Source organism: Litorivita sp. NS0012-18, assembly GCF_040371945.1.
Lineage (GTDB): Bacteria > Pseudomonadota > Alphaproteobacteria > Rhodobacterales > Rhodobacteraceae > Litorivita.
The window spans coordinates 44799-58970 of sequence record NZ_BAABWS010000003.1 but is presented as its reverse complement, the minus strand read 5'-3'; the positions used below and the strand labels follow the sequence as shown (position 1 = coordinate 58970).

The following is a 14172-nucleotide window of genomic DNA, read 5'->3' as shown; positions in this document are numbered from 1 at the left end:
GTATCGGGGCGCCGTCACGGTGGGTTCGGCCCAATGCAATCTGGGCAAAGGGCGCCGGACGCAGCGCGCATATATACGCATTTTAGAAGACATGAGAGCCATCAACGGCTAGCCTGACGTGACAAGACATTTTGGCACCACGGGGGCCCATTGACGTCCAAAGCAGAAAAATTCCAATCCATTCTTCGCGAATTGATTAACAAACGCCACTTTTCGAATTTAACGTTCGACGGTGCTTTGGAATATTTTTGCCAGACGCTCTCGGCAGCGGTGGAGGCCGAACGGGTCGGCATTTGGGAATGGGACGGGGAGAAAAGCACCCTGACCGCCCTTGCGATGTGGAGCGCCGGTGACGGGCGGATCGAACCAGGTGCGGAGCTTGGGCTGGAGCAGGCGCGCAGCTATATCGAAGCCATTCAAAACGATTATGTGCTGGTGGTTGACGATGCCATGAGCGATCCGTGCTGCGCCGAGCTTGCCCAAGACTATCTGCCCGCCAATGGCATCACCTCGCTCTTGGATTGTCCGATCCATAATTTCGGGGCATTCACCGGCATTCTATGCGTCGAGCATGTCGGCCCCAAGCGCAAGTGGAGCGAAGCGGAAAGAGAATTTGCAATCTCGATCGCGAGCCTTGTGTCGCTGACCTTCGAGAACCGCGTGCGCGTTGATGCAGAATCCCAAGCCCACCGCCAGCGGCGGCGCTACCAGTTTTATACCGAGCTTGCCGCCGATTGGTATTGGGAGCTCGATGCGCATTTCGATATCGTGACCTTCACGGGGGTCAAAACGCCGCAGGCCCGCGAGACCCGTGCGGTGATTGGCAAAAAAATTTGGGACGTGCCCAATCTGACCCCGACGGCGGTGGAGTGGAGCGCGGTCAAAGAGATTTTCGAAAATCGCCGCGACCTTATTGAACTTATCGTCGCCACCCAAGACCCACAGGGCAATGTGCTCTATGGCGAGCTTTCGGCGCGGCCGGTCTATGACGATGACGGGGTGTTCGAAGGCTATTGGGGGCTTTCGCGCGATGTCACTGCCCGCGTTCAAAGCGAGATTGACCTGAGGTCGAGCGAGAAAAAATACCGCAACGCGGCGCGGCTTGCGCATCTGGGCACATGGATCTGGGACGAGATCGAGGGGCGGATCACCTATTGCTCGCCCGAACTGGCCGCGATCTATCGCACCACCCCCGAAGAGTTGATGGCGCGCACCCATGCGCGCAAGGTCAAGGAAGGCACAGCCGCCACCGGATGGCGGCCGGTGTTCGAAAAGGACCTCGGATATATCCATCCCGAGGATCGCGAAGGCTACAGACGGGTGATCGAAACCGCCTCGCGCAATGAAACCGGATATGAGATCGTCAATCGGGTGATCTTGGACGACGGCTCGACCCGCGTTCTGCACGAGCGTTGCGAGCCGGTGTTCGATATCGAGGGGCGGTTTATCGCGACCTCGGGCGTCTTGCTCGACATCACCGAACAAGAGGCCCGCAAAGCCGATCTGGCGCGCAGCAAAGAGCAATTGTCCAACCTGATGGACAATATCCCCGGCGCGATCTACCGCGTGAAGAACGACGACAACTGGACGCCGATCTACAAAAGCGCGGGGTTTGACGGGCTGTTCTTGGGGCCTGAGGCCGCCCGCGACCCATTCGCCAGCGGCTTCGACTATCACGAGGTGCTCGCCCCCGCCGATATCGAGCGGATGAATGCCGCCGTCGCCAAGGCGATCGAGGATGGCACCGGATATGAATTCGAATATCCGGTCAAACGCTCCGAAGGCGCCGATCCGGTCTGGCTTTTGGAACGCGGCAGGCCGGTGCCGAACGAGCAGGGCGAGATCGAGCTTGAGGGCATCTTGATCGACGTCTCCGACAAACATGCCGCCCAAGAGGCGCTTGTGCGCTCGCAGCGGCTCGAAGCGGTCGGGCAGCTGACCGGCGGCGTGGCCCATGATTTCAACAATCTGCTCGCGGTGATATTGGGCAATCTGGAGCTTCTCAAGGACGGCGATTTGCCCGCCCCTCAAATGGGGTTTATCGACGCCGCCATCGGCGCGACCATGCGCGGCGCCGAATTGACCAAAAGCATGCTCAGCTTTGCCCGCCGCGCGCGGCTCGAACCGACGACATTCGATCTCAACAAGGCGATCACCGAAACCCAAAGCTGGCTGGGGCGCACCTTGCCGGAGAATATCGAAGTCAACACCGCCTTGGCGCCCGATCTGTGGCAGATCGAGGTCGATAACGCCGGTGCGGAAAGCCTGCTTTTGAATCTCGTGCTCAACGCGCGCGACGCCATGCAGGGCGGCGGCAAGCTGACCATCGAGACCGCCAATGTGGTGGTCAGCGAGGATATGCTCGAAGACAGCCGCGAGATCTTGACCAAGGGCACCTATGTGGTGCTTTGCGTCAGCGACACCGGCCATGGCATCCCAAAAGAGATCATCCACCGCGTCTTCGAACCCTTCTTCACCACCAAAGTGGCGGGCGCGGGGTCGGGGCTCGGCCTGTCGATGATCCAAGGGTTTATCAAACAATCGGGCGGCTCGGTGCATGTCTATTCCGAAGCGGGGATCGGGACGACCTTCAAAATCTATTTCAAGGCCATCGCGCAGGACGCCGCCGCGCAGGAGGTCAAACGCCCCCCTGCTCCCAAGGCGCAATTCGACGGGTTGCATATCTTGCTCGCCGAGGATGAACCGGAAGTGGCGAAGATCATCAAACTGACGCTCGAACGCTTGGGCTGCACGGTTGTTTGCGCCGCGAGCGGCGACGAGGCGCTGGAGATATTCTTGGAAACGCCAAGCGTGGATTTACTGCTCACCGATATCGTCATGCCAGGGGCCTTGATGGGCACCCATCTGGCGCGCGCGGTCCGCGATCTGCGCCCCGATATGCCGGTGATTTTCATGTCCGGCTATGCCAATGAGGCGCAGGTGCACGGCAACGGGTTGCGCGCCGAGGACATCCGGCTGAGCAAGCCTGTGACGCGCGATGCGCTCGGCGCTGCGCTGCGCAGGGTTTTTTCGCCGCAGTAGCGGATCGGGCGCGGGAGTGATCCGCGCCGCTGCGAAACATACGCATGCGTATCTAACGCGCGATGCCCGACGCCATACGCCAGCGTATGCATTCACCACCCGACAAGATGCCCGCCACGCTTTGCGCCGCGCTGACCCACACGGCTCACCCTAAGGCTTACCCTAAGATTTGCGTCACAAGGTCGGGCAGCGCGGCGAAATCGTCAAATGCGGCGTGATGGGCGATCTGCGCCACCTCGCTCTTGCGATAGCCTTGGGTATAAAGCAAAAACCGCAGCCCCGCGCGCTGCGCGCACTCGGCGTCGACCTCGCTGTCTCCGACATAGAGTTGCGGCGCGTCCGCACCTCCTGCCAGCGCTTGGAAACAGGCCTGCAGCGGCGCGGGGTCGGGTTTATGCACCGGCAAGCTGTCGCCGCCGATGATCGCCGCGAAATGCTGCGTCAGCCCTAGATGATTCATCACCGCGCGGGTAGGGACGATTGGTTTGTTGGTGCAAATGCCCATCCGGTGCCCCTGCGCCGCGAGGGCGTCAAGCGCGACCAATACGCTAGCGTATGGTTTGGTCAATTCCACCGCCTCAGCATAGCGCGCGGCAAAGGCCGCGTAGAGCCGCGCTTGCGCCTCTTCGGGCAGGCCGCGCGCGGCGCGCATACGGGCGACGAAAACCGGCGCGCCATTGCCGATAAAGCGGCGTGTGTCGGCAAGGCTGAGCGGCGCAGCGCCGGCCTCGGCCAAAACCGCATTGGCGGCGGCGTGGATATCCGGCGCGCTGTCGATCAGCGTCCCGTCGAGGTCGAAAACGATATGTGCCATGGCTGCGCGTCCTTCTTTGATGCGCGCAGATTAGGCCGCCCCCGCCTCGGCGCAAGGCCAATAGACCCGCCCCAACGGCGCGAAAAATCGCACCGACGCAATACCGACAAAATACCGACGTGATACCGACGCCCGATTTGGCGGGTTTTTGCCGCCCGCCTACCCCGCCACGCCGCGCGCCAGATCGCCCGCCATTTGCGCCGCATAGGTCTTGAAATCGACCTCCAGAACATAGCGCGCCGAACCCAGATAGGTCTTCTCTTGCGCCGCGCGATGGGCGGCCACCTCGGCGGCGCGGGCCGGCGCATCCGGCAGGGTCATCTTGCCCGCAAGATGGGCGGCAATCCACGCGCCCTGCTTTTCCACCAAGGGGATCGTCGGGCCGACAGGCTGCACCAGACCGGCAAAGATAAGCCCTTGATAATCAAGAGATATCATCCGCCGGTAAAGCGATCCTGCCTGCCGCTCCGGATCGAAATGCGCGGGGCCCAGAAAGGGAAAGCGGATGTTGTATCCGGTGGCATAAATCACCGCATCAAACACCTCTTCGGAGCCATCGGCAAAGACCGCCCCGCCCCCCGTCAGCCGCGCTACATCGGGTTTGATGCTGATATAGCCATGGCCGATATAGGGCAGCAATTCTTGGCTCAACGTCGCATGTTCGCGCCACATCGGATGAGCCGGACGCGGCAATCCGAACCGGCGCTGGTCCCCCACCCCGAGCCGGATCAGACGGGCCATGATACGGCGGGTCACCGGCGTCGGAAGACGCAGTTTTTTGCCAATAAAACCGGATACTTGATCAATCGGAATGCCAAAGAGATATTTCGGCATGACCCATGCGCTGCGCCGTGTGGAGAGGGTCACATGTTCGGCCCGCCGCGCGATATCCACGGCGATATCGACCGCCGAATTGCCAAGCCCCACCACCAGCACCCGCGCGTCCTGATAGGGGTCCGCTGTGCGGTAGTGATGCGAGTGGATTTGCGCCCCGTCAAACTGCCCCTCGAACTGCGGCATACGCGGATCCGACAGATGGCCGTTGGCGACGATCACATGGGCATAGGAGCGCGCCTCACCGCCCTTTATTTTAACGCTGAAACCGCCGTCCTCTTGGGGCGTGACGCTTTCGATTTCGGTGTTGAATGTGACCCTTTCGCGGATGCCAAAGGCCTCGGCATAGCGCTCCAGATAGTGCAAGAATTGCGCGTGGCTGAGAAAATCCGGCATGTCCTGCGGGATCGGAAAATCGCTATAGCCCAGATTGGGCCGCGAGGTGTCAATATGCAGCGAGGCATAGCAGGAGCTTTGCCCGTTATCATTCTCGTATCGCCACATGCCGCCGATGTCCGACCCCTTCTCGAAAATGTCGAAGGCCAGCCCCTCTGCGGCCAAGGATTTGGCCACGGTGACGCCCGATGATCCGGCGCCGATGATGCAAATATCCGCCATCTGTCAACCTGCTCTATTCATTTGATAATCTTCAATAATCGCCTCGATACTCGCATCAGGCGCAAGGCCCATTCGGGCGGCATGGCGCGAGGTGAACCGCTGCGGCCAGCCGTCCACGATGGCTTGCAATTGCGGCTCGGGCGCATAGCTGAGCGCGCCTTTGGCCCCTGCGCGCGCGAGGGCGCGGCCGAGGTCTTGCACCCTCACGCTGAGCGCCGGAAGGTTGAGCGCGCGTTTGGGCGGCAAGGCTTCGGCGGGCTGTTCGTGCAGGGCGATGAGCGCCCGCACCACCGCCCCCGCCGAGGCCAGAGGCAACAGCGTTTCGGGGGCAAAAGGCGCGGCGATATCGCGCCCCTCCAGCGGCTCGCGCAACAAGGCCGCCACGCGGTCCGACACGGCCGGTTGCGCCGCCCCCGGACGGGTCACCACAATCGGCAAACGCAGGGCACGCCCGTCAATCCGGCCATGGCGCGAGTAGTCGGAAATTATCAATTCATTGAGGGCCTTATGGGTGCCATAGCTGGTCAATGGCACCGGCTCGACATGGTCGTCCACGACCTCGGGCAGCCCCGCGCCAAAGATCGCGATGGAGGAGGCAAAGACCAGCTTGGGCCGCCCCTGCGCGGTCATGATCAACCGGTGCATTGCGCCGCTGTTGACCGCGAAACCGTGGTCGGGGTCTTGCTCCGATTGCAACGTCAGTTGCGAGGCAAGGTGGAGCAGGCTGTCAAAACCGCCAAGGCGGGCGAGATAGGCCGGATCGGCCAGATCGCCTTGCATCACCTCGATCGGGAGATCGCCGCTCGGCGGGGGCGCGATGTCGGCCAGATCGGCCAATATGATCTGGGTGATCTGGCGCAATTTTCCCGCGCTATCGGTGAGCGATCCGCGCGCGATCAGCTCTCGCGTCAGACGGCGACCCAAGAAACCTGCCGCCCCTGTGATCAAGACTTTCATTGCTTTCCCCCCTTGCCGCCCTGCCGGAGCGCCATACCCAACCCTCAAAGCGCGACGCAGATCCGCTGCCCTCGCGCCAAAGATAAGACGATATAAAAAGAAATTACCAGCATTGCCTGCAGGCTTGGCCGCGCGGGCCAAGCATACCGATAGCTGGATCGCGCAGCTTCGACGGCGCGGGCGGCGGGATGCGGGCGGCGCGCGCGGCCGCACCCTCTTCGCGCCCGTCCCCGCCCCCGCAGGCCAGCGCCGCCGCATGCTTGCAATAGAGCGCGCGAATGACTATCCCTCGGCAGTTGCCAACAACGCCGGACCCACGCCCATGTTCAAGAAACTTGCCGCCGCCTTCAAAGACCTCGAACGCGGGCGGCGCGGTAGCTTTGGCAATGACATCTCGACGCCGGAAAACCGCCGCGCGGCGATGTGGCATTTCCACCTGTTTGATCACGCGTTTTTGCGCGGGGCATGGACCAATCTCGAAGAGATCGCGCCGGATGTCTGGCGCTCGAACCAACCCTCGCCGGCGCGGATCGAGAAATATGCCGCCATGGGGATCAAGACAATTTTGAACCTGCGCGGCACCCCGAAGGTCAGCCATTACCTGCTCGAAGAAGAGGCCTGCGCGCGCTTTGGCATCACCTTGGTCAGCATCGCCTTGGCGGCCCGCGCGGCCTTGCCCAAAGAGAATTACCTAGAGGTCATCGACACGCTCGACCGGCTCGAGAAACCGTTTGTCTTTCATTGTAAATCGGGGGCGGATCGCGCCGGATTGGTGGCGGCGCTTTATTTGCTGCATGTGGAGGGCGCGCCGCTCGACGTGGCGCGCAAGCAATTGAGCTTTCGCTTCTTGCACCTCAAATCGACGAAAACCGGCATTTTGGACCATATTCTTGATTGTTACGAGGCCGATATGGCCCGCCTTGGCCCGATCCCCATCCGTGACTGGTTCGCCGATCACTATGACCAAGCGGCGGTAAAAGCGGGGTTCAAACCGCTTTGGAAGCTGTCCTGAGCGCGGGCGCGGCGCTTGACGGGCCGCGCCGCGCGGCTTAGGCCAAAGCCTTAGGCAGGTGGCCCGCCTCGGCGCGCCTGCATCCCAAATATGCCGGACGACATGACGCCTCTCACCCCTCTTTTGCGCCTCTATCTGGGCCTGTCGCGGATCGCGGGCGGGGCCTACCGGATGGCGCACCGGCGCCGGATCGCGCGCGGCAAGGAAGAGGCGGCGCGGATCGGCGAGCGCTATGGCACGGCCAGCGCGGCGCGCCCTGCGGGGCGGCTGGTGTGGATTCATGCGGCCAGCGTCGGCGAGAGCCAATCGGTGCTTGAACTGATCCGCCGCCTGATCGCGTCGGCGCCGGATATCGCGGTCTTGGTGACCACCACGACGCGCAGCTCTGCGGCGCTTTTGGCGCGCGATTTGCCGCCGCGCGCGGCCCATCAATATGCCCCCATCGACACGCCCGCCGCAACGCGCGCCTTTTTGGATCACTGGCACCCTGATGTGGCGGTTTTCACCGAAAGCGAGCTGTGGCCGCGGCTTTTGCACGAAATCGAGGCGCGCCATATTCCTGCGCTGTTGATCAATGCGCGTGTCTCGGCCAAAACCGCGCGCCATTGGCGCAAATTGCCGCGCACGGCGGCGGCGCTGCTCTCGCCTTTCCGGCATATCTACGTCCAAGAGCGCGCCACCGCCGAGGCGATGCGCGCGGTCGGGGTCGAGGCGCCAAGGCTGACCGTCACCGGATCGCTCAAGGAGGAACTCCCGCCGCCCGAGGCCGATGCGCAGGCGCTGGCGGCGCTACAGATGGCGATTGGCGCGCGGCCCGTCTGGCTCGCCGCCTCGACCCACGAGGGCGAGGAAGAGGTGCTTTGCGCGGCCCACCTGAGGGTTCTCGAACAGACCCCCGATTGTTTGATGATCCTTGCCCCGCGCCACCCCGAACGCGGCGATGCTGTGGCGGCGATTTTGAGCGCGCAGGGCCTGCGATACGCAAGGCGCAGCACGGGCGCGGGGCCGGATGCGCAAACGCAGGTCTATCTGGCGGATACTTTGGGGGAAATGGGCCTGTGGTATCGTCTTGCGCCGCGCGCCTTTATCGGCGGATCGCTAGCGCAAATCGGCGGGCATAACCCCTATGAGCCGCTGCGCCTCGGCGCGGCGATCCTCACGGGGCCGCATGTGGGCAACTTCGCCGAAATCTACGCGCGCCTGACGGCGGCGGGCGGGACGCTCCAAGCGCACAGCAGCCCGCAGATCGCCGCCGCGCTCTCGGCGCTGGAGGGCGCACAGGCGCGCGCGCGCCAAACCCGCGCCGCCCAAGAGGTGCTTGGCGCCGGCACGCCCGCGACCGATGCCTGCCTTGGCGCGGTGCTTGGCGCGCTGCCCGATGCTTGACCGCGCGGGCAAAGTTCTGAATATGACCTCAATGAATAAAGGGCGGGGTAAGCCATGAGCGGAGAAGACGGCGGATTGCGCCATATGCTAGCCGATATGGAGGCCGCGCCCGACCTTTATAAGCCGACGAATTTCTGGAACAGCGGCCTTGAGGCAATCGTCAAGGATATCGAGGCCGAGGGGTTGGAAAATTTCCGCACCCATCCGTCGGCGGCGTTTTTCTATGTGCCGGTCTATGCCTCCAACACCCTGCGCAAATATGGCAAATACCTGTTGCCCTTGGTGGACCGGATGCGCCCGCGCAAACGCGCCAAGGCGATGGTGCGATTGACACGTTCGGACCGCGCGCGGCTTGACTACCGGATATTGCGCGCCACCTCGGTGGCGGGCGGATTGGACATCGACAGCGTCAGCGAAAGCAATGCGGGCGGCGGCGAGCGGTTCGAATTCGACGGCAAGAGCTACAGCCGCTCGATGCTCAACTACATGCGCGCGCTCAACCTGTTGAAAAAGACGGTGGACACCTCGGGCATCCGCTCGGTTCTGGAAATCGGCGGCGGATACGGGACATTGGGCGAGATATTGCTCAAGGCGCAGCCCGAAGGCAGCCTCTATGTCAACGTCGATATTCCGCCTGTGGCGGCGGTTTCGACCTACTATTTGCAGCAGGTTTTCGGCGCCGATCAGGTGCTATGCTACACGGACAGCCGCGAGATGGCACAGATCGACCTTGAGGCCCTCAAAGGGCGCTACAAGGCGGTGGTGCTCTGCCCGTGGCAATTGCCGAAACTCAAAGGCCAGTTCGATCTTTTCGCAAATTTCATGTCGTTTCAGGAGATGGAGCCGGATGTGGTGGCCAACTACATCTCGCTTGTCGCGCCGCTGACGGCGGGGCATGTGATCACGCGCAACACCGCCGTGGGCAAGAAAATCGCGCAAAAGGCGGGCGATATCGGCGTGTTTGAACAGGTCACGACCAAATTTATTGCCCAAGAGTTTCAAGGATTTGACACGCTTGCCGCCGATGCCTTCGTTTACGGCGAGATGAATGACAGCGGCAGCTATGTCTCGCAGGTTCTCGTGCTTGGGCGGCGCGGCGCCTGACGGTGCCTGCGGGCACGGGCGATGATTTACAACCACGGCAGGCGCGCGTAAAACCATGCCAACCACGCGCGCGGGGCATCTGCGCGCCGACAGACACTTCGCAATATAGGGGCAGGCCAGTGCTGACCGGATCAACAATTCTTCTCACGGGCGGGACAGGCTCGTTCGGCTCGCGTTTCGTGCCGATGACGCTCGAAAAATATAACCCGCGCCGCATCATCATCTATTCGCGCGACGAGATGAAGCAATGGGAAATGGCCAAGACCTACGGCGACGACCCGCGCATCCGGTTTTTCATCGGCGATGTGCGCGACCGCGAGCGGCTTTACCGCGCGCTGGACGGGGTGGATTATGTGGTGCATGCGGCAGCGACCAAGATCGTGCCGACGGCGGAATATAACCCGTTTGAATGCGTCAAAACCAACATCAACGGCGCGATGAACGTGATTGACGCCTGTATCGACAAAGGCGTGAAACGCTGTGTCGCGCTCTCGACCGACAAGGCCTCCAGCCCCGTTAACCTCTACGGCGCGACCAAACTGGCCTCGGATAAATTGTTCGTCTCCGGCAACAGCTATTCGGGCGCGGATAAATGCCGGTTTTCGGTGGTGCGCTACGGCAATGTCATGGGCTCGCGCGGCTCGGTCATTCCGTTTTTCCTGACCTTGCCGGATGGCACCGAAGTGCCGATCACCGATCCGCGCATGACCCGTTTCATGATCACGCTCGAACAAGGCGTGGAACTGGTCTGGCATGCCTTCGACGATATGGTCGGCGGCGAGATTTACGTGCGCAAAATCCCCTCGATGGTCATCACCGACATCGCCGAGGCGGTCAAACCGGGCGCGGCGCAAAAGGTCATCGGCATTCGCCCTGGCGAGAAGCTGCACGAGCAGATGATCGGCGCCGAGGACGCGCCGCATACCTATGAATACGCCGATCATTTCAAGATCATCCCCGCGATCCACAACTGGTCGAAAGACCCCGTTCGGATCAAGGACGGCAAGAAAGTGCCCGAAGATTTCACCTATGCGTCGGACAATAACGCCGAGTGGATGAAGCCCGAAGAATTGACCGCTTGGGTCAATGCCAACCGCGAAAAGATCGGTAAATTCTGATGATCCCATACGGTCGGCAGGATATTTCTGACGAGGATATCGCCGCCGTTGTGGCGGTGCTGCGCTCTGATTTCCTGACCCAAGGGCCTGCGGTTCCGCGGTTCGAAGCGGCAATCGCCGCCCATTGCGGCGCGGCCCATGCGGTTGCGGTGAATTCGGCGACCTCGGCGCTGCATATCGCCTGTCTTGCGCTGGGGCTGGGCGCGGGCGACCGGCTGTGGACCGTGCCCAATACCTTTGTCGCCTCGGCCAATGTCGGGCTGTATTGCGGGGCGCGCGTGGATTTTGTCGATATCACGCCTGACACCTACCTCATGTGCCCCGAGGCTTTGGCGCAAAAGCTGGCCGAGGCCGAGGCCTCCGGCACCTTGCCGAAGGTGATCATTCCGGTGCATTTCGCGGGGCAAAGCTGTGACATGGCGGCGATCGGCGCATTGGCAAAACGCTATGGAGTCAAGGTGATCGAAGATGCCTCCCACGCGATTGGCGCAAGCTACCAAGGCGCGCCCGTGGGCAATTGCGCCCATAGCGACATTTGCGTGTTCAGCTTCCATCCGGTGAAAATCATCACCACCGCCGAGGGCGGATTGGCCACAACGCAAGACGCGGCATTGGCGCAGAAGATGGATTTATTCCGCTCGCATGGCGTCACCCGTTCGCCCGATTTGATGACCTGCGCGCAGGGCCAAGGCGGATGGCATTACGAGCAGGTCGCGCTTGGCTACAACTACCGCATGACCGAAATGCAGGCGGCTTTGGGCGTCAGCCAGATGGACCGCTTGGGCGCCTTTGTCGCCCGCCGCAATGCGCTGGCCGCGCGCTATGACGACATATTGGCGGCGCTGCCCATCACCTTGCCCGCGCAAAGCACCGACAGCTATTCGGCCTATCACCTCTACCCGATCCAAGTCGAAAGCCGCGCCGATGTCTTTGCCCGTCTGCGCGCGGGCGGCATCGGGGTCAACGTGCATTATATCCCCGTCCATACGCAGCCGTATTATCGCGATCTCGGCTTCAAACGCGGCGATTTTCCCAATGCCGAAGGCTATTACGACCGCGCCATCAGCATTCCGCTTTATGCCGGTTTGACCGAGGCCGATCAGGACGAGGTGAAAGCGGTTTTGAAGGCTGCGCTTGATGGCTGAGACCCCGACCCTTCTGGCCTATCTCAACGGGATGCCGGATGTCGAAAGCACCTATCCGGTGCTAGCGCGGGTGCATGCGCGCGGGCGGCTCAAGGTCAAAGCCTTGGTCTATTCGAAACTGCTGCGCAAGGAACGGCGGCTCACCGAGGCCTTCAAGGCCCATGGCTTCATGCCGCAGCCCGCCTCGAAACTGCGCATGAAGTTGCTCTATCAACGCGACATTCGCCGCGCCGGTGCGGTTTTGACCATCGCCGACCCCTTTTGGGACACCACCACGCGCAAACAACGCGGCAGCTATATTCGCAAGATCGGGCAGCAGTGCATTTACCTGCAGCACGGCGCCTATCAGCTGGGCGTGAACGGACCGCTGGTCGATCACCCGCAAAATTACTATTCGCAAAAGCTGCTGTTCTGGGAGCCTTTGGGCGAGAACCGCGCCCTGTTCACCCCCGATGTGCCCGAGAAAATCGAGGTCTGCGGCTTCACCAAACAAAACATCCTGCCGCCCGCGACATGGGGGCCGGAGCTTGCTGATTGGGCCTCGCGCTATCCGCGCCGCCTGCTGGTGTGCCAATCGTTTCGCTGGGGCGGCGGGCGCTATAGCGCCGATCATATCCAGCATTTCTATGACCTGATGGATGCGATGCTGACCCGTCATCCGGACCTCGGGATCATCATTCGCTCGCATCGCGGCAAGGTGCGCAAAAACCACCGCGCGCTCGACAAAGCCTTGGCCGACAAACACCCCAACGTGATGTTTTCGCATTACTATTCCGGCCCTTTGGCCAAGGCGACGATCCATGACGCGATTGATCTATGCGACGCGATGGTCTCTCCCACCTCGACCACGGTGCTCGATTGCATCTATTGCGGCAAACCGGCGGCGGTCTTTGCCGAAAACGTCAGCGTGTTTTCCGAATTGCCGCAGATCGGCGATCTCGCGGGACTGGAGGCTTTTGTTGCCTCGATCGGCAAACCCAATCCGGTGATGGACGCGGTGCGCGCGCGGTTCGGCAACTTCGACAGCAACCTGACCCGCGCCGCCGAGATCATCGAGCGCCAAGTTCTGGGCGCCTAGGCTCTAGCCCAGCATATCCCACGCCAAAGCCTCGCCGCGTTTGAGATCGCGCGCGGCGGTGCGTCCCAAAACGCGCTCGTAATGTTTGGGCGCAAGCCCGTGACCAGGACGGATCGAGCGGATATTTTCAGCCGTCAGCGCCGCGCCCTTGGCCACATCGGCCACCACATAAAGCGAGCGGCGGAATTGCGCATTCGCCCCGCCGACACCGGCGCGGTCATAGCGCGGCGCGCCCATCGCGGCATGGGCCATGCGCGCATCATCGACCAATTGCTTGAACTCATGCGGCTCGAGCGAAAAATCCGCATCCGGCCCGCCGTCAGAGCGCGCCAAGGTCAGGTGTTTTTCGATGATCGACGCGCCGCGCGCGATGCTGGCCACGGTCACCGCCGATCCGAGCGTATGATCCGACAGGCCCACCGTGACACCAAAGGCCGCCGCCAGAGCCTCGATGGTTTGCAGGCGCATGTCTTCGGGTTTGGCCGGATAGGCCGAGATGCAATGCAACAGCGCGACGCAAGCCACTCCGCCCTCGCGCGCCGCTTTGAGCGCTTCCTCGATCTCGGCGTAATTGGCGATGCCCGTCGACATGATCAGCGGCTTGCCGGTGCGCGCGGCCTTGCGGATCAGCGGCGTGTCGACCAATTCGAACGAGGCGATCTTATAGGCGGGCGCGTTCAGCCCTTCGAGAAAATCCACCGCCGTATGGTCAAACGGCGAGGAAAAGCAATGCAGCCCGTGTTTCGCCGCGCGTTCGAACAGCGCCGCGTGCCAGTCCCAAGGCGTGCTGGCCTCTTGGTAAAGCTCATAGAGGCTGCGCCCGTCCCAAAGCCCGCCGCTGATGCGAAATTCGGGCCTATCGGCGTCGATGGTGATCGTATCGGCGGTATAGGTTTGCAATTTGACCGCATCCGCGCCGGTTTCGGCGGCGGCATCCACAAGCGCCAAGGCGCGGGCCAGATCGCCGTTATGATTGCCTGACAATTCGGCGATGATATAGGGCGAATGACCCGCCCCGATGGGGCGTCCGGCAATGTGGAATTCTGCGCTCATGCTGACATCCT

The 14172-nt window shown here is 62.1% G+C and carries 11 protein-coding genes; 7 read left to right on the top strand and 4 right to left on the bottom strand.

The window, feature by feature from the left end; genetic code table 11:
- The first annotated feature begins 150 nt into the window (after positions 1–150).
- Entirely contained in the window at positions 151–3042 is a 2892-nt protein-coding gene (locus tag ABWV64_RS13290) for an ATP-binding protein (RefSeq protein ID WP_353346067.1), read from the top strand.
- 157 nt (positions 3043–3199) lie between these two features.
- On the opposite strand, the gene gph is transcribed toward ABWV64_RS13290, so the two are convergent.
- The 3 genes from gph to ABWV64_RS13275 form a co-directional block, all read right to left on the bottom strand.
- A complete protein-coding gene (gph, locus tag ABWV64_RS13285) occupies positions 3200–3856 on the bottom strand; it encodes a phosphoglycolate phosphatase (protein ID WP_353346065.1) in 657 nt (218 codons plus the stop codon).
- Positions 3857–4015: 159 nt separating this feature from the next.
- Positions 4016–5308 (bottom strand): flavin-containing monooxygenase, encoded by a 1293-nt coding sequence (locus ABWV64_RS13280; protein ID WP_353346063.1) that lies wholly within the window; start codon positions 5306–5308, stop codon positions 4016–4018.
- A 3-nt stretch (positions 5309–5311) separates the two neighbouring features.
- Positions 5312–6265, bottom strand: coding sequence for an NAD-dependent epimerase/dehydratase family protein (locus ABWV64_RS13275; RefSeq protein WP_353346061.1), 954 nt, complete (start codon positions 6263–6265; stop codon positions 5312–5314).
- Between the two features lie 322 nt (positions 6266–6587).
- Here ABWV64_RS13275 and ABWV64_RS13270 point away from each other — a divergent pair, with 322 nt between their 5' ends.
- The 6 genes from ABWV64_RS13270 to ABWV64_RS13245 all read left to right on the top strand — a co-directional run bounded on the left by ABWV64_RS13270 (position 6588) and on the right by ABWV64_RS13245 (position 13108).
- Positions 6588–7277: a tyrosine-protein phosphatase gene (locus ABWV64_RS13270; RefSeq protein WP_353346059.1), complete on the top strand. Its 690-nt coding sequence runs from the start codon at positions 6588–6590 to the stop codon at positions 7275–7277.
- Between the two features lie 102 nt (positions 7278–7379).
- Positions 7380–8663, top strand: a complete 1284-nt coding sequence (locus tag ABWV64_RS13265) for a 3-deoxy-D-manno-octulosonic acid transferase (RefSeq protein WP_353346057.1) — start codon at positions 7380–7382, stop codon at positions 8661–8663.
- Positions 8664–8717: 54 nt separating this feature from the next.
- Positions 8718–9767 carry a putative sugar O-methyltransferase gene (locus ABWV64_RS13260; RefSeq protein ID WP_353346055.1) on the top strand — a complete coding sequence of 350 codons (1050 nt, stop codon included), beginning with the start codon at positions 8718–8720 and terminating at the stop codon, positions 9765–9767.
- A 119-nt stretch (positions 9768–9886) separates the two neighbouring features.
- Positions 9887–10885, top strand: a complete 999-nt coding sequence (gene pseB, locus ABWV64_RS13255) for a UDP-N-acetylglucosamine 4,6-dehydratase (inverting) (protein WP_353346053.1) — start codon at positions 9887–9889, stop codon at positions 10883–10885.
- Positions 10885–12030 carry a UDP-4-amino-4,6-dideoxy-N-acetyl-beta-L-altrosamine transaminase gene (gene pseC, locus ABWV64_RS13250; RefSeq protein WP_353346051.1) on the top strand — a complete coding sequence of 382 codons (1146 nt, stop codon included), beginning with the start codon at positions 10885–10887 and terminating at the stop codon, positions 12028–12030. The genes pseB and pseC overlap by 1 nt, the downstream gene beginning before the upstream one ends.
- A complete protein-coding gene (locus tag ABWV64_RS13245; protein WP_353346049.1) occupies positions 12023–13108 on the top strand; it encodes a glycosyltransferase family protein in 1086 nt (361 codons plus the stop codon). The genes pseC and ABWV64_RS13245 overlap by 8 nt, the downstream gene beginning before the upstream one ends.
- 3 nt (positions 13109–13111) lie before the next feature.
- On the opposite strand, the gene pseI is transcribed toward ABWV64_RS13245, so the two are convergent.
- Positions 13112–14161 carry a pseudaminic acid synthase gene (pseI, locus tag ABWV64_RS13240; RefSeq protein WP_353346047.1) on the bottom strand — a complete coding sequence of 350 codons (1050 nt, stop codon included), beginning with the start codon at positions 14159–14161 and terminating at the stop codon, positions 13112–13114.
- Positions 14162–14172: the final 11 nt, after the last annotated feature.

Bases quoted from the DNA above. Each gene is read 5' to 3' on its own strand.
- ABWV64_RS13260 (WP_353346055.1), top strand. From the start codon at position 8,718: ATGAGCGGAGAAGACGGCGGATTGCGCCATATGCTAGCCGATATGGAG.
- ABWV64_RS13275 (WP_353346061.1), bottom strand. From the start codon at position 6,265: ATGAAAGTCTTGATCACAGGGGCGGCAGGTTTCTTGGGTCGCCGTCTG.
- gph (WP_353346065.1), bottom strand. From the start codon at position 3,856: ATGGCACATATCGTTTTCGACCTCGACGGGACGCTGATCGACAGCGCG.
- ABWV64_RS13265 (WP_353346057.1), top strand. From the start codon at position 7,380: ATGACGCCTCTCACCCCTCTTTTGCGCCTCTATCTGGGCCTGTCGCGG.
- pseI (WP_353346047.1), bottom strand. From the start codon at position 14,161: ATGAGCGCAGAATTCCACATTGCCGGACGCCCCATCGGGGCGGGTCAT.
- ABWV64_RS13245 (WP_353346049.1), top strand. From the start codon at position 12,023: ATGGCTGAGACCCCGACCCTTCTGGCCTATCTCAACGGGATGCCGGAT.
- ABWV64_RS13280 (WP_353346063.1), bottom strand. From the start codon at position 5,308: ATGGCGGATATTTGCATCATCGGCGCCGGATCATCGGGCGTCACCGTG.
- pseC (WP_353346051.1), top strand. From the start codon at position 10,885: ATGATCCCATACGGTCGGCAGGATATTTCTGACGAGGATATCGCCGCC.
- ABWV64_RS13270 (WP_353346059.1), top strand. From the start codon at position 6,588: ATGTTCAAGAAACTTGCCGCCGCCTTCAAAGACCTCGAACGCGGGCGG.